The 16,964-nt window shown below is 64.2% G+C and carries 17 protein-coding genes; 9 read left to right on the top strand and 8 right to left on the bottom strand.

The window, feature by feature from the left end; translation table 11 throughout:
- Nucleotides 1-191 precede the first annotated feature (191 nt).
- The 3 genes from DSM104635_RS04560 to DSM104635_RS04550 form a co-directional block, all read right to left on the bottom strand.
- The gene (locus DSM104635_RS04560) at nt 192-2,252 is read right to left on the bottom strand and encodes a S46 family peptidase (RefSeq protein WP_158765066.1); all 2,061 of its coding nucleotides are present in this window, start codon (nt 2,250-2,252) and stop codon (nt 192-194) included.
- A gap of 78 nt (nt 2,253-2,330) precedes the next feature.
- Nucleotides 2,331-2,873, bottom strand: a complete 543-nt coding sequence (locus tag DSM104635_RS04555; protein ID WP_158765065.1) for a hypothetical protein — start codon at nt 2,871-2,873, stop codon at nt 2,331-2,333.
- A 109-nt stretch (nt 2,874-2,982) separates the two neighbouring features.
- Nucleotides 2,983-3,240 (bottom strand): DUF7662 domain-containing protein, encoded by a 258-nt coding sequence (locus DSM104635_RS04550; RefSeq protein ID WP_158765064.1) that lies wholly within the window; start codon nt 3,238-3,240, stop codon nt 2,983-2,985.
- A 145-nt stretch (nt 3,241-3,385) separates the two neighbouring features.
- On the opposite strand from DSM104635_RS04550, the gene DSM104635_RS04545 reads away from it, so the two are divergent.
- From DSM104635_RS04545 to DSM104635_RS04520, 6 genes are all read left to right on the top strand, one after another.
- The gene (locus DSM104635_RS04545) at nt 3,386-4,561 is read left to right on the top strand and encodes a thiolase family protein (protein WP_158765063.1); all 1,176 of its coding nucleotides are present in this window, start codon (nt 3,386-3,388) and stop codon (nt 4,559-4,561) included.
- The gene (locus DSM104635_RS04540) at nt 4,561-5,385 is read left to right on the top strand and encodes an alpha/beta hydrolase (protein ID WP_158765062.1); all 825 of its coding nucleotides are present in this window, start codon (nt 4,561-4,563) and stop codon (nt 5,383-5,385) included. Before DSM104635_RS04545 ends, DSM104635_RS04540 begins: the two co-directional genes overlap by 1 nt.
- A 14-nt stretch (nt 5,386-5,399) precedes the next feature.
- Nucleotides 5,400-5,900 (top strand): hypothetical protein, encoded by a 501-nt coding sequence (locus tag DSM104635_RS04535; protein WP_158765061.1) that lies wholly within the window; start codon nt 5,400-5,402, stop codon nt 5,898-5,900.
- Between the two features lie 192 nt (nt 5,901-6,092).
- Nucleotides 6,093-6,821: a TonB family protein gene (locus DSM104635_RS04530; protein WP_158765060.1), complete on the top strand. Its 729-nt coding sequence runs from the start codon at nt 6,093-6,095 to the stop codon at nt 6,819-6,821.
- A 123-nt stretch (nt 6,822-6,944) separates the two neighbouring features.
- Nucleotides 6,945-7,406, top strand: a complete 462-nt coding sequence (locus DSM104635_RS04525; RefSeq protein WP_158765059.1) for a hypothetical protein — start codon at nt 6,945-6,947, stop codon at nt 7,404-7,406.
- 76 nt (nt 7,407-7,482) lie between these two features.
- The gene (locus DSM104635_RS04520; protein ID WP_158765058.1) at nt 7,483-7,782 is read left to right on the top strand and encodes a hypothetical protein; all 300 of its coding nucleotides are present in this window, start codon (nt 7,483-7,485) and stop codon (nt 7,780-7,782) included.
- Nucleotides 7,783-8,111: 329 nt separating this feature from the next.
- On the opposite strand, the gene ettA is transcribed toward DSM104635_RS04520, so the two are convergent.
- Nucleotides 8,112-9,782: an energy-dependent translational throttle protein EttA gene (gene ettA, locus DSM104635_RS04515; RefSeq protein ID WP_158765057.1), complete on the bottom strand. Its 1,671-nt coding sequence runs from the start codon at nt 9,780-9,782 to the stop codon at nt 8,112-8,114.
- Nucleotides 9,783-9,912: 130 nt separating this feature from the next.
- Between ettA and DSM104635_RS04510 the strand changes: the two genes are divergently transcribed.
- A complete protein-coding gene (locus DSM104635_RS04510) occupies nt 9,913-10,245 on the top strand; it encodes a hypothetical protein (RefSeq protein WP_158765056.1) in 333 nt (110 codons plus the stop codon).
- A gap of 25 nt (nt 10,246-10,270) precedes the next feature.
- On the opposite strand, the gene phoB is transcribed toward DSM104635_RS04510, so the two are convergent.
- The 4 genes from phoB to DSM104635_RS04490 form a co-directional block, all read right to left on the bottom strand.
- Nucleotides 10,271-10,975: a phosphate regulon transcriptional regulator PhoB gene (phoB, locus tag DSM104635_RS04505; protein WP_158765055.1), complete on the bottom strand. Its 705-nt coding sequence runs from the start codon at nt 10,973-10,975 to the stop codon at nt 10,271-10,273.
- Nucleotides 10,976-10,985: 10 nt separating this feature from the next.
- Complete coding sequence (gene phoU / locus DSM104635_RS04500) at nt 10,986-11,675, bottom strand: phosphate signaling complex protein PhoU (RefSeq protein WP_158765054.1); 690 nt, start codon at nt 11,673-11,675, stop codon at nt 10,986-10,988.
- A gap of 71 nt (nt 11,676-11,746) precedes the next feature.
- Nucleotides 11,747-12,550 (bottom strand): phosphate ABC transporter ATP-binding protein PstB, encoded by an 804-nt coding sequence (pstB, locus tag DSM104635_RS04495; RefSeq protein WP_158768004.1) that lies wholly within the window; start codon nt 12,548-12,550, stop codon nt 11,747-11,749.
- A 157-nt stretch (nt 12,551-12,707) separates the two neighbouring features.
- Complete coding sequence (locus DSM104635_RS04490; protein ID WP_158765053.1) at nt 12,708-14,039, bottom strand: ATP-binding protein; 1,332 nt, start codon at nt 14,037-14,039, stop codon at nt 12,708-12,710.
- Between the two features lie 197 nt (nt 14,040-14,236).
- Between DSM104635_RS04490 and DSM104635_RS04485 the strand changes: the two genes are divergently transcribed.
- On the top strand, nt 14,237-15,661 hold the full coding sequence (locus tag DSM104635_RS04485; protein WP_158765052.1) for a TolC family protein: 1,425 nt from the start codon (nt 14,237-14,239) through the stop codon (nt 15,659-15,661).
- Nucleotides 15,658-16,959 carry an efflux RND transporter periplasmic adaptor subunit gene (locus tag DSM104635_RS04480; RefSeq protein WP_158765051.1) on the top strand — a complete coding sequence of 434 codons (1,302 nt, stop codon included), beginning with the start codon at nt 15,658-15,660 and terminating at the stop codon, nt 16,957-16,959. Before DSM104635_RS04485 ends, DSM104635_RS04480 begins: the two co-directional genes overlap by 4 nt.
- The last annotated feature ends 5 nt before the right edge of the window (nt 16,960-16,964 follow it).

The following is a 16,964-nucleotide window of genomic DNA, read 5'->3' as shown; positions in this document are numbered from 1 at the left end:
TTCGCCGTGCTTGTAGCGCGGCTCGTCTCAACTGAGTTGACGCTCCCTCATGCGGCGGCGCGTGATCTTACCTGATCCTCTCCCGTGCCAGCAGGAGAGGTCGAGGGCGCCGGCGGCGTGTTCTCCGAGTGCCGTTGCCGGCGCCCTCACAGGTTTCGATGAAACCCTCCCCTCGCGGGGAGGTTTTTTCTTTAGCTGCCGCCGAGTTCGGCGAGCAGCGCGTTCATGCCGTAGACGTCGCGCAATGCCGCTTGCATCGCGGTGGTGGTGACGGTGACGGTGCGGTTGAGCGTTGGATCGTAGAAAAAGGTGCCGGCCGTCGCGTGGATATTGCCATCGAAGCTTGCGCCGACAACGCGGCCTTCGCGATCGAGCAGCGGGCTGCCCGACGCGCCGCCGACGCTCTCTGTCGTGGTCGCGATGTTGTAGACGGTCGCGCCATTGACGCGGCCGCGAGCATCGATCCAGCGTTGCGAGAGATTGAACGGCTCGGCGTTGGTGGCGCGTGCGTAGAGCCCGTCTATGTTGGTGAACCATGGCACAGTGCGCGTCCCTTCAGTCCAGCCGCGCACGCGGCCATAGGTGATGCGTGGCGTGCCGGTGGCATCCGGGTAGGTGTTGGTGCCGAACGCGCGGAAGCGGGCGCGGGCAATGCGTTCGTGCGCGCGGGCGACTGGGCCTTCAACTTGGGTTTCGAATTGCTCGCGCACCTGGCGGGCGTCAGTGTCCCAGGACCGGACGAACACGATCATGGGATCGTCGGACGCGGCGATTGCGGCGCCGCCGCCTTCCCAGAGCTGGCGCCGAACGGCGGGATCGCCGAGGCGCGATTGCGAGAGGCGTGCAGCGAGTTCTTCGGGGCTTTGGCGATTGAGGATGCGTTGCACCGTCGGGTCATCGACCGTGAGATACTCGCGCAGCTTCAACAGCCAGATTTCGAGATTGAGCCGCTCGAAGTCCGTTTCCGTGGGCTGCGCGCCGGTAATGGAGCGCTCGACCACCGAGATGCGCGCGTCGGTGTAGCGCGGCATGCGTTGCGCGTCTGGCTTGGGGCGTTCTTCGGCGGCGCGAACGAGGTCGCGGGCCCAGCCGAACAGCTGCGAGCGCTGCGCGGCGGAGGCTTCGAGCATCTGGTGACGATAGAACATGCCGCGATACGTGTCTTGAGCGCGTGAGATTTCACCCCAGGCGTCGCCGACTTCGCGCGCAGATGCCGAGTTGCGGCGGACACGGGCCTGGAAGTCCTGCTCGGCGGCGGTGACGCGGGCGAAATTCTCCGCACTCACCAGCGACATGCGTTGACCTGAGAAACGCTTCACGAGGTTTTCCACGCCTTGCAGCGCGTTGGTGCCGAGGCGGCGCTGGTTGGGGCCGAGTTCCGAGTATGCGATGAGGCGCCCGCGCGTTTCGGAGAGGACGTTGAGCATCCACGGCAGCTGGATATCGCGCTGAAACGCCATTTCCGCTGTGGTGCGCGAGCGCGAGGTCGTGCCGGGATTGCCGACGGCGAGGACGACTTCGTCTTCCGTCACGGGTGTGAAGCGCATCGAGAGGTGCGCCGGCGTCGCTGCCGGGGCACCGTTTTCGTAAACGCGCAAGATTGCGAAATCGAGGCAGTAGCGCGGGAAGTTGTAATTATCCGGATCGCCCCCGAAGGCCGCGACCTGCTGCTCGGGCGCGAACACCATACGGACGTCGTCATAGCGCTTATAGTTGTAGAGCGCGTAGCGGCCGCCTTGGTAGAGCGTGGTCACTTCGCAGCGGATCTGGCCGCTGGTGCATTCGCTCTCGATACGGGCAATCTCAGCGTCGCGGGTACGAGCGAAGGCGTCGGCGGCGACGCCGGCGGTCGCGGTATCGATGCGCTGCGTGACATCCGTGATGCCGGTGAGGATGGAGATAGAATAGTTCGGGCAGCGGCGCTCTTCTTCGCGCGTGCGGGCGGTGAAGCCGGCGGCGAGGAAATCGCTTTGCTCGCTGGAGAGATTGCGCAGGCACGCGGTGATGCAGTGATGGTTGGTGAGCATCAGCCCGTTGGCGCTGACGTTCGAACCGGAGCAGCCAGGCAAGCGCGCCGCGCCCGCCATGACGCGATCGAGCCACGCTTGATCCGGCGCCCAACCAAGATCGCGCTGCATGCGCGCGGCGGGGAAATTGTCGAACGTCCACATGCCCTCTTCGCTCGAGGCGGGCGTGGCGATGAGAGCAAAGACGCAGGCCGCAGCCGCAGCCGCGCGTAACGGATTACGCATAAACAAGTCCCCTCAAATGTTGGGCGCGAAAGAAGCCCAAACCCCGAGGGGACGCAAGCGCGGCGCGCCGAGCGGCCGTTAAAGCCCGAGGGCGCCTAGCATTTCTGTTTTTGTTTCGGCGGAGAGTTCTTCGGCGTCGTTGATGAAATCACGCGCCGCCGCTTCGTCTGCGCCGGTGATGCGGACGTAGGCGGTATCATCGGCGTCGCCAGGACCACCCTCGTTGGCGCGGATTTCCACCTGCTGTTCGCCGCCGATCGAGATGTTGACGCTGCCGTTTTCGCCGTCGGCGTTTTCTTCGTCGCCGCTGATCGACATTTCGAAACCCGGCCAGCGCATCGCCATCACTTCGGGTTGCGCCTCGCCTTCTGGCGGCGGCTCGGCGGCGAGGGATTGCGCACGGTCCGTGTCCAACAAGGCTGAGACGCCGCTGGCGGCGCGACCGCCGACGATGCGCCCGTCCGGCGCGGTGACGAGGTACGTCTGCACGGACTCCATGGCGCGGATTTCGAGCGTGTAGCCATCGGCCGCCGCCGTAGTTCCATCAGCGTTTGGCGCCGCCGTGGTTGATCCGTCGCAGGCCGCAAGGCCAAGCGCCAAAGCCGCGATTACCCAACGCATGTGCGTCTCCCTGTTCCTGGCCATCATCGGCGTCCGGGCGGCCGCCCGCAAGCACGGGCGACTGCATGGCCGCGAGTCAGAGATGCAGGACTATGGCTCTGTGGATGCGCTAGCGGATGCGCTCAAACCGAACGACTTTCTGCTCGCGATCCAGGTAAGCCACGCGATAGCCGGCCCGACTCCAGGCGTGGCAGGCCGAACCCTCCTCGCGGTTGTCGTTCGACCAGAACGAGCGATGCTTCGTGGCGCTTGGGGGCAGACCTTTGCCGATGATCCCCTCGATGTCTTCGAAAGTGAGCATTTCTGGCCGCCCACGGCGGCGTTCGAGGTGGGCCTGCAGCGGCTTATACTTTCTCAGAGCAGTCATTCACGCGCTCCCATTTCGCGTCTCCGGACCGGGTCCGGAATGGTTACGGGTTGGAATGATGAACTGATTTGCGGCTTATGCACAGAATCACCGCTGCATCATTCCGTTTCTGAAATAGACTGCGCGCGTTGCTTGGGAGCGCTCGATGAAAGACGTCGCCGTCGTCAGTTATTGCCGCACTGCGATCGCGAAAGCGCAGCGCGGCGCGCTGAACCAAACGCACGGCATCGCGATGGCGGCGCACGTGATGAAAGAAGCCGTGGCGCGCGCGAAGATCGAGGCGGGCGAGATCGAAGATGTCGTACTCGGCTGCGGCCTGCCGGAGGGCGCGACGGGACACAACGTGGCGCGTAGTGCGGCGCTGTTCGCGGGGTTTGGTGTTGGCGTGCCGGGCGTGACCGTGAACCGCTATTGCGGCTCGGGCCTGACGGCGGCGTCGTATGTGGCGAACGCGATTGCGCGCGGTGAAATTGCGTGCGGGATCGCGGGCGGCGTCGAAAGCATCTCGCTGGTGCAGTTCAATCTGAACTTCAACGGCTTCTTCTATGAGCCATTGCAACAGATCATGCCCGCGGTGTGGTGGACGATGAACCAGACCGCGGATCTCGTCGCGGAGAAGTACGGCATCAGCCGGCAAGCGCTGGATGAGTATGTGGTGATGAGTCAAAAGCGCGTGACGGAGGCTAACGCCGCGGGGAAGTACGCTGAAGAGATTATCCCAATCGCGACGCAAATGAAGGTGACGGACAAGGCGACGGGCGCGAGCAGCGTTGTTGCTGTGACGCTCGATCGCGATGAGGGCCCTCGCCCGGATACCACGTTGGAGAAGCTTTCAGCGCTGAAGCCTGTGTACGAAGGCGGCACAACAACGGCGGGGAATGCGTCGCAGCTTTCGGATGGCGCGGCGGCTGTCGTGATGATGGACGCGGATTTGGCGGCGAAGCGGGGGCTGTCGATCCTTGGCTATTGGCGTGGCTTTGCGCTGGGCTCGGTGGCGCCCGAGGAGATGAGCATCGCGATCACGCCGGCGATCCGGAAGCTGATGAAGCTAAACGCGGTGAACGCGGACGATGTCGATCTGTGGGAGCTGCACGAAGCGTATGCGGTGACGACGCTCTACAATCAGCGCGAACTGCAAACGCCGTGGGAGCGGACCAATGTCAATGGCGGCGCGATTGCGCTGGGGCATCCGTACGGGATGAGCGGGATACGTTACCTTGGCTCGACGCTGTTGGAGCTTGGGCGCCGCAACGCCAAGCGCGCTATCGTGGGCGTGTGCACGGCGGGCGGTATGGCGACGGCGGCGTTGTTGGAGCGGTGATGGCGGAAGCTTGGGATTTCGGACGCGGCTTGAGCGGCTACGGGTGGCGCACGCCGGATGCGCGCGCCAATCTGCTGCTCACGCACGGCTTCGCCGAATACGCCGAGCGCTATGTGGCGCACTATCACGCGCTGGTGCCCAAGCTGAACGCGCTGGGGTTCGACGTTTACGGTTGGGACATGCGCGGGCATGGGCGATCCGCCGGCGCGCGCGGTGTCGCGGATTTGCGCGAGGCCGTTGCCGATCATCGCGCAGCGCGGCGTGTGCTGGTAGCGCAGGGCAAGCCACTTTTCCTGTTCGGCCATTCGCTCGGCGGTTTGGTGACGGCGGCGAGCGTGGCGGAGGATGGAAAAGATGTCGCCGGCGTGGTGCTGAGCGCGCCTGCCCTACTGATCAGCGCGCCGGCGCATTTGCGTGCTATTGCTAGGTTCGTGTCGATGTTTGCGCCATCGGCGCGGCTCGCACCGCCGCTGGATGCGGAAGGGCTCTCGCGCATTCCGGAAGAAGTGGAAGGCTATCGCAACGATCCGATGGTGAGCGATACGCGCGTGCCCGCGAAAACTGGTGCGACGGCGATCGATGTCGCGGAACGCGCGTGGGCGCAGTATCCGGAGTGGGTGACGCCGGTGCTGGTGCTGCACGGCGAGAAGGATCGCGCGACGGATCCCGAAGGCAGCAAACGGTTCGCCGCCACGATCCGTGCGACAGACAAGCGCTTGGAACTCTATCCTGAAGGCCGACACGAATTGCTCAACGACCTTGAGCGCGATGCGGCGATGGATGTGATTTTGGCTTGGCTCGCGGAACGGATGGCGCGAGGCTGAAGACAGGAGTTCCCATGCGCATCGCTTTGCTCGCCGCCCTGCTCACGCTCACTGCTTGCGCAACGGCGCCCGAAAGCTTGCCGACATTGCGCTACGCGGATGCCGCGAGCCGTGGCGCATTCGCAGCGCTGTTGGCTGGCCGGCCTAATCAAGCGCAGGTGGATCGCGTGACGGAGAATTGGTCGCGCGCGCTGGGCGATAGTTTCGCCTGCCGCGTGCCGATGCGTCAGGTGATCAACGCTGGCTTGGTTGGCGCACTCGAAGTCGGCGCGATGAATGCGGCAGCGAGCGGTGGCGGCGAGCGCGAAGTACGTGAAGGTGTTGCCCGTTACGTGGGACAGCTGGCGGAGATGGCGGTGGTGCGGCGCGAACGGCCGGACGCCGCGCGGTGCGATGCGATGAGCGCCTGGGCGCCGCAAACGGCTGAGGCTGGGCGCGAAGCGGTGGCGCGCGCACGGCGCAATGGGCTGATGGACGACGATTACGGGCTGCTGCTGGATTTGCTGGGTTCGTAGCGCGCGGCAGCGCTGCTAGGCGCGCAGGCGCGCTTTGACTATGACCTCGGTCACACCACTGACCTGATTTCGCGGCTTCAACAGCGCATCGAAATCGGCCGCGCTCCCCCCAATTACATGCGGAACACAATACCTCTGCGATGCGTTGCGGTGGCGCGGGTTTCTCAAAAGTTATTTTCGAGGGAGAAGAGTGTGAGCGACGATCCGAACCATGGCGCAACGGAAATTCGGGCCACCAAAGGCGGTGGCGGCGGCGCAGGAAAATGGCTGCTCGGCGGCTTGGCCGCGGTAGTTCTGCTCGGTGGCGGCTATTTCGCGTGGAAAAGCACGCAGCCGACGAACCAGACCGATCTGGAGACGGCTTACAACGATACGTACGACGCCGATCAAGTGCGCGCGGGGCCGCTGGGCTCAAGCGATGACCTGACAGCGGACACGGCTTCTGACGATAGCGCACCGCCTGCCGCTGCTTCGAGCGAACGGCGCTCGACGTCGGCGCGAAGCTCTACAGCCAGCGCCGACACCGTGCCGGAAGAAACCATTGGCATCATGCCGGTGAACGCGAGCGGCGACGAGTTGGCGACCACCGCGAGCAACGGCGACGACATCGTCGTCACCGCGCCGCCGCGCCCGATTTGGGACCGCACGCCGAGCGCGCGCCGCTTGTCGGCGTTCTATCCGGATCGCGCGTTGCAACGCGGCCGTGAAGGCGAAGCGCGGCTGCACTGCACGGTGTTGGACGGCGGCGCGCTTGATTGCGCGAAAGTGTCCGAAACGCCGGGTGGCGGCTTCGGCAACGCGGCATTGCGTGTCTCGCGCTCGCTGCGACACGCTGCCGTGCGCCGCGATGGCGCCGATGCGACCGGCACGCCGGTGAACCTGCGTGTGGTTTTCCGCATTGAGGACGATCGGCGCGGGTAAGTGCTAGCCCTGGAAGTTGAGACGGCCGCGTGGCGTGAGCTGCGCGGCCGTTTTTTTTCTGTGAGTCATGTCTTGCAGTTTCAGCTGCGGCTTCGGAACGTCGTTTCACGCGGGAGGTCTCACATGCGCGCTTTGATGATCGTAGCGGCTTTGTTTTGCGCAGCGGCCGGCGGTGCGGCGGCGCAGTCCGGCGGAGAGGCGACACCGCGGGATCGGATCGCGGGCAACGAGGTCGCCCCGCCGCCCGCAGATAATCGCTCGCTGCAGAACGCCTGCATCGTCAGCGAGGTTGTCCCCACGCCTCCAAGCATCTTTGCCCCGAGCAGCGGCTACACGCACTCCTTCTACCTCAGGAACGAGGGCGACACCGACACGTACCGGGTCGATGTTACCGACGGCGGCCTGCGCTTGAATAGCGCCACGCAAGTCGGGGCGCTGACGGGCTCGCCATCGGCTGATACGCGATTCAACGTGCTGATCGAGACGTTGCGGGCGGCGGCGGCATCGCGCTCAAAATTCAGGATCGACGCGCGCAACACACGGGTCACACAAGTGATCGTCGCGTGGAATCAGCGCTGCGATTGAGCGCTGCTTGAGGCGCACGGCCTGGATTTGCTATGACGGCGGTAAGGGCTGCTAATGCCTGGTTGGGGAGGTCGTCATGGCGCTTACGGATGCTCAAAGAGAAGCAATCTATCGGCTTGCGCGGCGCGAGCAGAATTACGTGCGGTTCTTTCGGTATTTGTCCGAACTGAAGCTCAACATGCGACAGTCGTCTGTGGCCGTTGTTGAAGACCATTCGGGCCTCAATCACAAGAACTCGCTCGATCTCATGCGGCAGATCGCAGAGACTGGCGTTGCCGAGATGCATTCCGGCGGCGGCGAGCCAAGCTATCTGATGTGGCGCGATGACGTGGATATTCGCGAGGTCGGAAAGTCGGCGGACAAGCCTCTCCGGTAAAGCGATCAGTTCATTCGAAATCGCTCAGGCTCACCGAAGCGCCAAAGTGCTTCACGAAACGCGCCCGAATGAGCTCGAAATATTCCGGCTTTAGCGGCCCAACGCCCTCGACGACGATCGCGGCCATGCCCTCCGCGCGCAGGACTTCAAACGCAAATTCGTCCGCGCTCCAGCACTCGCGACTTGCATCGAAAGGCGCGAACCCTGATGACCCGCAAAATCCGAGCTGCACGCAAACGTCGCCGAGAGCACGCTCTAAGGCGCGATCGTAACGCTGACGCGTCGTTGCCTTCTTGGATTCGTTCTTATCGTCGCTCGCGGGATTACTCCTAGCGCCCAAATTTCTGAAACTTGATGCGGCTTGGTACAATCTCCGTCACGCCAAGTCTGCGCATCTTGTCTTCTTCGTAGCTGTCGAAATCCCCTTCGAACCATTCGACGTGGCTGTCGCCTTCGAACGCCAGGATGTGGGTGGCCAGTCGGTTCAGGAACCAGCGATCGTGGCTGATGACGACGGCGCAGCCGGCGAAATCTTCGAGTGCTGCTTCGAGCGATTGCAGGGTTTCGACGTCGAGATCGTTGGTCGGTTCGTCGAGTAGCAGCACGTTGGCGCCGGTGAGCAGCGTTTTGGCCAGGTGGACGCGGTTGCGTTCACCGCCGGAGAGCTGGCCGACTTTTTTCTGCTGATCGGCGCCCTTGAAGTTGAAGCTTGAGACGTAGGCGCGCGATGGAATTTCGCGGTTGCCGACGACGAGCACGTCGAGACCGCCGGAAATCTCTTCCCAGATTGTCTTCGCACTATCGAGCGCGTCGCGCGATTGATCGACGAACCCGAGCTTCACGCTCTCGCCGATCGCAATGCTGCCGTCGTCCGGTTTTTCGGCGCCGGTGATCATCTTGAACAAGGTGGATTTGCCAGCGCCGTTGGGGCCGATGATGCCGACGATGCCGCCGGGCGGGAGTTTGAAGCTCAGGCCATCGATCAGGAGCTTGTCGCCGAAACCCTTCTTCAGGTTCTCGAACTCGATCACGTTTTGGCCCAGACGCGGGCCAGGCGGGATTTGGATTTGCGCGAAGGTTTGCTTTTCGCGCTCGGCCTCCGCCGCCATCTCGTCATATCGCGTGAGGCGAGCTTTCGACTTGGCTTGGCGCGCCTTCGGCGATTGGCGGACCCATTCGAGTTCGCGGTTGAGCGCCTTCTTGCGACTATCGCTCTCGGACGATTCCTGCTCCGAGCGTTTGGCTTTGATCTCAAGCCACGCCGAGTAATTGCCTTCATGCGGATGGCCGCGGCCGCGATCGAGTTCGAGCGTCCACTTGGTCACCTGATTGAGGAAGTAGCGATCGTGGGTGACGAGGATCACGCAGCCGGGAAACGCTTCGAGGTGGTGCTGCAACCAGGCGACGCTTTCCGCGTCGAGGTGGTTGGTCGGTTCGTCGAGCAGCAGCATGTCGGGTTTCGAGAGCAGCAAACGGCAGAGCGCGACGCGGCGGCGTTCGCCCCCTGAGAGCTTCTCCACGCCGGAGTCGTCAGGTGGGCAACGCAGCGCGTCCATCGCCATGTCGATTTTGGAATCGATGTCCCAGGCGTCGGAGGCGTCGATCTTCTCTTGGAGCGACGTCATCTCTTCCATCAGTTCGTCGGTGTAGTTCTCGCCCACCGCCATCGAGACTTCGTTGAAGCGGTTGACCAGCTTCTTTTCCTCGCACCACGACTCGACGTTCTCGCGCACGGTCATCGCATCGTTGAGCTGCGGCTCCTGCTCCAAATAGCCCATCTTGGTGTTGGCCATGGCGAAGGCTTCGCCGGTGAAATCCTTGTCGAGGCCGGCCATGATCTTGAGCAGCGTCGATTTGCCCGAGCCGTTGACGCCGACGACGCCGATTTTGGCGTCCGGGAAGAACGACAGCCAGATGTTCTCGAACACCTTCTTGCCGCCGGGATAGGTCTTGGTCAGACCTTGCATCGAGAAAATGTACTGCGCCGGTTGGGCCGCCATTACGCCGTCCTCATGAATTGGGAGCGGCGGATATAGCGATGGCGCCCGCGCCCGTCCATGGCGCGCGCCGCGACGGAAACGCCGCCGCCCGCCGTTTGAAGGTCCGAGGGACGAGCAGAGGAGCTTCGACATGAAGGAAATTTTCGCCGCCTGTGCGCTCGCCGTTTGCGCCATGGCCGCCGCGCCCACGCCTGCCAGCGCGCAGAACTGGGATCGGATCGAGGATCGGTTAGATCGCCGCGAAAACCGGTGGGACCGGCGTGAGGATCGCTGGGATCGCCGCGAGGATCGTCGCGACGTTCGCGAAGACGTTCGCGACGCGCAACACCACGGCGGTTGGCGTGACCAACGCGAAGACATCCGGGATGCGCGTGAAGACGTGCGCGATCTGCGCGAGGATCGTTGGGATCGGCGTGAGGATCGCTGGGATCGCCGCGAGAACCGCTGGGACCGGCGCCACTAATCAGAGGCGGCGGCAGTCGCGCTTCCTAGGCGGCCGCGGTCTCTGTATCGAGTGCGTAGCCCGCGCTGCGCACGGTGCGGATGGGATCAGCTCCATCGCCGACCATCAGCGCCTTGCGCAAGCGGCCAATATGCACGTCGACGGTGCGGGCTTCGACGTAAACGTCGGAGCCCCACACGGCGTCCAGTAACTGCTCGCGTGAGAACACGCGACCGGGGTGCTGCATCAGGTGATCAAGGATGCGGAATTCGGTCGGGCCGAGGTGCACTTCCTTGCCGTCGCGCTTCACGCGATGCGAGACGCGATCCATCACGATATCGCCGCAGGTGATTTTGTCGTCGGCCAGGCCAGGGCGAATGCGGCGCATGACGGCGCGCAAGCGCGCAAGCAATTCGCTCATGGCGAATGGCTTGGTGATGTAGTCGTCGGCGCCGATGTCGAGGCCGCGGACGCGGTCGGTTTCCTCGCTACGCGCCGTCAGCATCACGATCGGGGTGTTGCGGGTTTCCTGCTTGGCCCGGAGGCGCCGGCAGACTTCGATGCCCGGCGCTTTCGGCAGCATCCAATCCAAGATGACGAGATCAGGCCCGGTTTCGTCGGCGATCACCATCGCTTCTTCGCCATCGGTGGCGAGGCTGACGCGATAGCCCTCTTTCTCGAGATTGTACTTCAGCAATTGGCCGAGCGCTTCTTCGTCTTCGACCACCAGGACATGAGGGGCCTTGGCCATGGCGTTTGCCCTATTCGGCGTCCGCGTCGGCGCGCGGTCGCTGTGTGGCGATCTCTTCGCCGGTGACGAGGAAGTGGATGTATTCGGCGATGTTGGTGCCGTGATCGCCGATGCGCTCGAGGTTCTTGGCGATGAAGAGCAAGTGCGCGCACGAGCTGATCATGCGCGGGTCTTCGATCATGTAGGTGAGCAATTCGCGGAACAGCGAATTGTAGTGCGCGTCGATATTGTCGTCCGCGTGCCAGACCGTGATGGCGCCCTGCAGATCCTTGTTGGCGTAGGCGTCGAGCACTTGCTTCAGGTGCGCGGACGCCATCTTGCCCATGCGCTCGACGCTGCGGGTGAGCTGGATCGGCTCGTCCTGGTTCAGGATCAGCGTGCGCTTGGCGATGTTCTTGGCAAGATCGCCGACGCGCTCCAACTCGCCGGCGATGCGCCAGGCGGTGAGCACGACGCGGAGATCGCTGGCCATCGGCTGGCGGAGCGCGAATAGTTTAATCGCGCGCTTTTCCACTTCGCGCTGGGAAGCGTCGATCTTAGGATCGCGCTGGATCACCAGCTGAGCGAGTTCCGTATCGCGGCGGGCGACGGCGGAGAGGCTATCGTTGATCGCGGTTTCCGCGAGCCCACCCATGCGCGCGACCTCCTGGGTCAGCGCGTCGAGTTCTTCGGTGAATGCTTTAACTGTGTGGTCGGCCATGCTCGTTTTTACCCGCCGGGCAAGCGCGGGCACAGCCGCGCTTTTGGTTCTTTTCGGGGCGGCCATGTGAATTAGCCGAACCGGCCCGTAATATAGTCCTGCGTACGCGAATCACGAGGATTGGTGAAGATTTCCTCGGTTGCGCCGGTCTCCACAAGCTTGCCCAGGTGGAAGAAGGCGGTCCTTTGCGACACGCGGGCCGCTTGGGCCATCGAGTGCGTCACGATGATGATGCAGTAATTCTCGCGCATCTCGTCGATCAACTCTTCGATCTTTGCAGTGGCAATCGGGTCGAGCGCGGAGCACGGCTCGTCCATCAAGATGATGTCGGGGTTTACCGCCACGGTGCGGGCGATGACGAGGCGCTGTTGCTGGCCGCCGGAGAGGCCGGTGCCGGGCTGGGCCAAGCGATCCTTCACTTCTTCCCAAAGGCCGGCGCGCTTCAGCGACTTTTCGACGATGCTGTCCATGTCGGACTTCGACTTGGCCATGCCGTGAATGCGCGGGCCGTAGGCGACGTTGTCATAGATCGATTTCGGGAACGGGTTCGGCTTCTGGAACACCATGCCGACGCGCGTGCGGAGTACGACCGGGTCAACGCCCTTGGCGTAAGCGTCCTTGCCTTCGATCTGCAGCGTGCCGCTGACTTTGCAGCCTTCGATCGTGTCGTTCATGCGGTTGATGCAGCGCAGGAACGTGGTCTTGCCGCAGCCCGACGGACCGATGAAAGCGGTTACGGCGCGATCCGGGATGTCGAGCGAGACATCGAACAGCGCCTGCTTGTCGCCGTAGAAGACGTTCACGTCGCGGGCGCCCACCTTGGCGGCCGCGCCGACGAGGGTTCCGGCGCCGGACCTCACGATCGGCGCTACCATCGTCGGGCCCGGCGTCGAGCGCTCTGATCCTGCTGAGGAAAATTCCATCTCGGACCCCTTTTCGCGACCGTCTCCAGCCGTGACCTGACCCATCCCCAAGTGGGGCTGCTCTTAGGGGCGTTTGATGACACTGATGTGAAATCGGCCATGCGTAGGATCAGTCCACCTCCGCAGATTCCACATAGGCGGCGAAGGCTGAGCCGCGTCCGGGCTGGCTTTCTACCAAAAGACCGCCGCGGTGGCGGTTCATGATGTGCTTGACGATCGCGAGTCCCAGTCCGGTACCGCCCTTTTCGTCGCCCATTTCGCGCTCGACACGGAAAAACCGTTCCCCGAGGCGTGGCAAGAACCGGCGCGCGACGCCCGGGCCGGAATCCTCCACGCGAACGTAGGCATAAGAGCGGTTAGCGGCCGCAGCCGGCGTTAGCAGAGCGACGCGGCCGGCTTCGTCCCATCGCCTGCCCGCCAGCGCCACAGTCTCTTCACGATCGCCGGCGGCGCCAACCTCGACGAGCACCACACCGTCACGCGGCGTGTACTTGATCGCGTTATCGATGAGGTTTTGCACCACTTGCGCGAGTTGGAAGCGTTCGCCGACGACAGTGACAGGCTTGGCGGGCGCAGTGAGTTCGATGCGCACGCCGCGCTCCTCCGCGACAGACGCTGCGGTGTCGATGATCTCCCGCGCAACGCCGGCAAGATCGGCGCGATCGGAGGGCGGTACGTGTTCGTCGAGTTCGATCCGCGACAGCGACAGCAGGTCCGCGATCAAGCGGCGCATGCGTTCGGCCTGTACTTGCATCATAGCGAGGAAACGGTCGCGCTCCTCGACGCTGTCGCGCGCGGGACCGGCGATGGTTTCGATCAGCAAGGTGAGCGATGCGAGTGGCGTTCGAAGCTCGTGGCTGGCGTTGGCGAGGAAATCGGCGCGGAGGCGTTCGGTGCTTATTTTCGCGGTTTGATCGTGGAAAACCAGCATCGCGGCACGATCCGCGCCCCAGGTCATCGGCGCTACGTAGCAGCGCGTGTGGCCCTGAACTTGGTTCGATGTTTCATACTCGACGGCGCGCGTATCGCCATCACGCACGGCGGCTTGAACGGCTTCGAGTACGTCGGGATGACGCAGGATCGAGGTCAGAAACTGGCCGCGTGCTTCAAACTGCATCTGCCGGCGCGCGGCGGCGTTGGAGCTGACGATGCGGCCTTCGGCGTCAATCAGTAGAGCCGGATCGGGCAGCGCTTCCAGCAACGGCGCAAGTTCGGCCAAGCCTACGAGTTCGATCTGATCATCGCCGCGCGGCGCGATGATGAAGCGCCGTGCTTCACGCAACGTCCAGAAGCACGCAGCGGCCGCGAGCACCATGAGTACGGCGGCTTGCGGGCTGGTGGTGAACGCGAGCAGCGCAGCCAGCAGAGCCAACGCGCCCGCGGCCCAGGCGAGCGCTGGCAGACGGTCCAGGCGTCTGCGAACGGCGGTGACTCGGTTCATGCGGGTTCGATTTAGCAGACAGAACCGGAAAGCAGGACGGGCGCCCGCATCCAAAGCCGCGGGCGCCGGCATCAAAGCGGTGTCGTGGGGACGAGATACAGTTGCCTTGCGCCAAGAACCTTATCGAAAATCAATACAACTTTATTGACATTCGATGGGTTCCGGGGCTAAGACGCAACTTATAGCTGCGAGGGAAGATGAGAAACGGGGTGCGCTTATGGATCGGCCTTGGCCTGATGGCCGCGGCCGGCTCGTGCGCGGGGCGGAACCTTCCGCCCGAGCCGGATTCTTATGTCGCCGCCGATGCAATCGGCGCGGAACGCGCTGCCGAATTGGCTGCATCACCTGCGGCGACCTGGCTCGATGACCTGAACTCAACCGAAATGTCGACGTTGGCGCGCGAAGCGCTCGCCGGCAGCCCGGATCTGCAAATCGTTGAAGCGCGCTATCGGGCGGCGCGTTGGCGCGCACGCGGCGCCATCGGCAGCAATCTACTGCCGAGCTTGAGCATCGGTGTCGACGGTACGCGCACCGAAGAGCCTATCCCGAACTCCGACGAACGCATCCGCACCGAATTCATGACGTCGAGCGTGATTGCGAGTTGGGAAATCGATCTGTGGGGCCGGCTGACTGCACGCACGCTCGCCGCTGATTTGAGCGCGGATGCCGCCGAAGAAGATTTGAATGGCGCGCGGCTTTCGGTGGCGGGGCAATCATCCACTGCGTGGGTTTCGCTGATCGAAGCGCAGCAATTGCTAGCGCTGGCTGAAGAAGATTTGCAGACGCGCGAGCGCGCGCTGGATTTGACGCAACGCCGGTATGACGCAGGCATCGCCACGTCGCTGGCATTGCGCACTGCGCGGAGCCAAGTGGCTTCGGCGCGCGCATTTGAGGCGCAGGCGCAGGACTTCTTGCTGATCGCATCGCGGCGGTTGCAGGAAATCATGGGGCGCTATCCGGATGGCACGCTGCGGGCCGACGGCGACCTGCCTCAGCTTGCGCTGATTGCCGCCGCTGGTGCGCCAGAAGATTTGCTGGAACGACGCCCGGATGTGCTGGCGGCGGAAAGCCGCATGCGGTCGGCGGGTTTCCGTATCCACGAAGCGCGCGCCAACCTGCTTCCGCGCCTGACGCTGCGCGGCAGTGCGGGCAGCACGGGCGAAGGCATCACCGATATCGATGACAGCGCCAACATGGTGTCCAACCTCGTGGCAGGCCTCACCATGCCGATCTTCAACGGCGGCGCCTTGCTCGCGGAATCGCGCGCCACGGTGAACGACCGGCGCGCGGCGGCGGCCGAATACGTGCGCACTTCGATTGGCGCCTGGCGCGAGGTAGAAGCGGCGATCAGCGCCGACCAGAGCTTGGAAGTGCGCGAGCGCGAGTTCGCGAGCGCCGCCGAGGAAGCGCGTGCAGCGCAGGAGCTGGCGGAGCGCGAGTATTCCCGCGGCGTCGCCTCCCTTTTCGAACTGATCGACGCCTACACCCGCCGCATCGACGCCGAGCGCGGGCTCATATCTGCGCGCGCGGAGCGCGTATCCAATCGCATCGCCTACCATGTGGCCCTAGGAGGGGGAGCACGGACGGGCGGCATCGACCGAAGACAGGACGCAGCCCGATGAACAAGATGGATCTCAACGTGACGCAAGAAGCGCCAGATAGTGAGAAGCCCGTTTGGGCGGTCAATTCGTTCGCGGGCAAGGCCAAGCGCCTCGCGGTCGTGGCCGCGCCGCTCGTCGTGCTTCTGGGTGGCGGCGCGCTGTTGGCGCTGATGATCCTTACCGGGCCGAAGCCGGAAGAAAAGAACGACGCGCCGCACCCGCCAGCCGTGCAGTTCGCGGTGGCGCAATCGCGGCCGACGACGATCTCCATCAGCGTGCAAGGCGAAGCGCGTCCGCGCGTTGAAGCGACTTTGGCGGCGCAGGTCGCGGGCCGCATCGTGTGGGCGAGCCCAGCGTTCGTCGACGGCGGTTCGTTCCGTGAGGGCGACGTGCTCGCGCGCGTCGACGCGGCGGATTACCAGCTCGCCGTGGTGCGGGCGCGAGCGCAGGTGGCGCAGTCGGAAGAAGCGTTGACCCGCGAAGAAGCTGAGGGCGAATTGGCGCGTCAGGATTGGCAAGCGCTCGGCCGCGGCGATCCACCACCTCTGGCCGTGCGCGAACCGCAGCTGGCGCAGGCGCGCGCGCAACTGGCGGCCTCGCAAGCCGGCCTGCGTTCGGCTGAACTCGATCTCTCGCGCGCCTCGATCCGCGCGCCCTTCACCGGCCGCATTCGCGAACGGCGCGCCAATGTCGGCGACTATGTCGGCCCGGCTTCGCCGGTGGCGGTGATGTTCGCGACCGACGCCATGGAAATTCGTGTACCGCTGACGGACGCTGATCTCGCTTCGATGCGCGTTCCGGTGGGTTTCACCGCTACGGCAGCGAACCCCGGCCCAGTCGCGCACGTGAGCCAAGTTAGCGGCGGGCGCATTCGCACGTGGCAAGGCCGGCTCGTTCGTGTTGAGGCTTCTGTCGATGCGCGCACGCGGCTTGTCTACGGCGTGGTGGAAGTGCGCGATCCGTTCAACGCGCGCAACGCCGCCCCGCTGGCGCCCGGCATGTTTCCCACCATTCGGCTTGAAGGCTCGGCGCGCGAAACGCTCGTCGCGGCGCCACGCAGCGCGCTGAAGCGCAACGAGTACGTTTACGTGGTTCGACCGGACAACACGATCGACGTGCGCGAAGTGCGCGCGGCGCAGACGACAGCGGATGAGGTGCTGTTCCGCGAAGGTGTAGCTGATGGCGAACGCGTCGTGGTGTCGGTGCTGACATCGCCGCGCCAAGGCATGGCAGTGACGCCGATCGATCGCGCCGGCGGCAGCGCTCAACCGGCCGCTGCCCCGGCCGCGGCGCCGGCGCAGCCAAGTTCAGGCAATTAATGCGC

The organism is Terricaulis silvestris, assembly GCF_009792355.1.
GTDB classification, from domain to species: domain Bacteria; phylum Pseudomonadota; class Alphaproteobacteria; order Caulobacterales; family Aquidulcibacteraceae; genus Vitreimonas; species Vitreimonas silvestris.
Note: the sequence above shows the minus strand (reverse complement) of the source record. Positions and strands in the feature narration are given on the sequence as shown.

What these genes read in the sequence shown, in the direction of transcription:
- DSM104635_RS04535 (WP_158765061.1), top strand. Translation starts at nt 5,400, where the DNA reads ATGCGCATCGCTTTGCTCGCCGCCCTGCTCACGCTCACTGCTTGCGCA.
- DSM104635_RS04545 (WP_158765063.1), top strand. Translation starts at nt 3,386, where the DNA reads ATGAAAGACGTCGCCGTCGTCAGTTATTGCCGCACTGCGATCGCGAAA.
- DSM104635_RS04485 (WP_158765052.1), top strand. Translation starts at nt 14,237, where the DNA reads ATGAGAAACGGGGTGCGCTTATGGATCGGCCTTGGCCTGATGGCCGCG.
- DSM104635_RS04510 (WP_158765056.1), top strand. Translation starts at nt 9,913, where the DNA reads ATGAAGGAAATTTTCGCCGCCTGTGCGCTCGCCGTTTGCGCCATGGCC.
- pstB (WP_158768004.1), bottom strand. Translation starts at nt 12,550, where the DNA reads ATGGTAGCGCCGATCGTGAGGTCCGGCGCCGGAACCCTCGTCGGCGCG.
- DSM104635_RS04520 (WP_158765058.1), top strand. Translation starts at nt 7,483, where the DNA reads ATGGCGCTTACGGATGCTCAAAGAGAAGCAATCTATCGGCTTGCGCGG.
- phoB (WP_158765055.1), bottom strand. Translation starts at nt 10,975, where the DNA reads ATGGCCAAGGCCCCTCATGTCCTGGTGGTCGAAGACGAAGAAGCGCTC.
- DSM104635_RS04560 (WP_158765066.1), bottom strand. Translation starts at nt 2,252, where the DNA reads ATGCGTAATCCGTTACGCGCGGCTGCGGCTGCGGCCTGCGTCTTTGCT.
- ettA (WP_158765057.1), bottom strand. Translation starts at nt 9,782, where the DNA reads ATGGCGGCCCAACCGGCGCAGTACATTTTCTCGATGCAAGGTCTGACC.
- phoU (WP_158765054.1), bottom strand. Translation starts at nt 11,675, where the DNA reads ATGGCCGACCACACAGTTAAAGCATTCACCGAAGAACTCGACGCGCTG.
- DSM104635_RS04555 (WP_158765065.1), bottom strand. Translation starts at nt 2,873, where the DNA reads ATGCGTTGGGTAATCGCGGCTTTGGCGCTTGGCCTTGCGGCCTGCGAC.
- DSM104635_RS04550 (WP_158765064.1), bottom strand. Translation starts at nt 3,240, where the DNA reads ATGACTGCTCTGAGAAAGTATAAGCCGCTGCAGGCCCACCTCGAACGC.
- DSM104635_RS04525 (WP_158765059.1), top strand. Translation starts at nt 6,945, where the DNA reads ATGCGCGCTTTGATGATCGTAGCGGCTTTGTTTTGCGCAGCGGCCGGC.
- DSM104635_RS04490 (WP_158765053.1), bottom strand. Translation starts at nt 14,039, where the DNA reads ATGAACCGAGTCACCGCCGTTCGCAGACGCCTGGACCGTCTGCCAGCG.
- DSM104635_RS04480 (WP_158765051.1), top strand. Translation starts at nt 15,658, where the DNA reads ATGAACAAGATGGATCTCAACGTGACGCAAGAAGCGCCAGATAGTGAG.
- DSM104635_RS04540 (WP_158765062.1), top strand. Translation starts at nt 4,561, where the DNA reads ATGGCGGAAGCTTGGGATTTCGGACGCGGCTTGAGCGGCTACGGGTGG.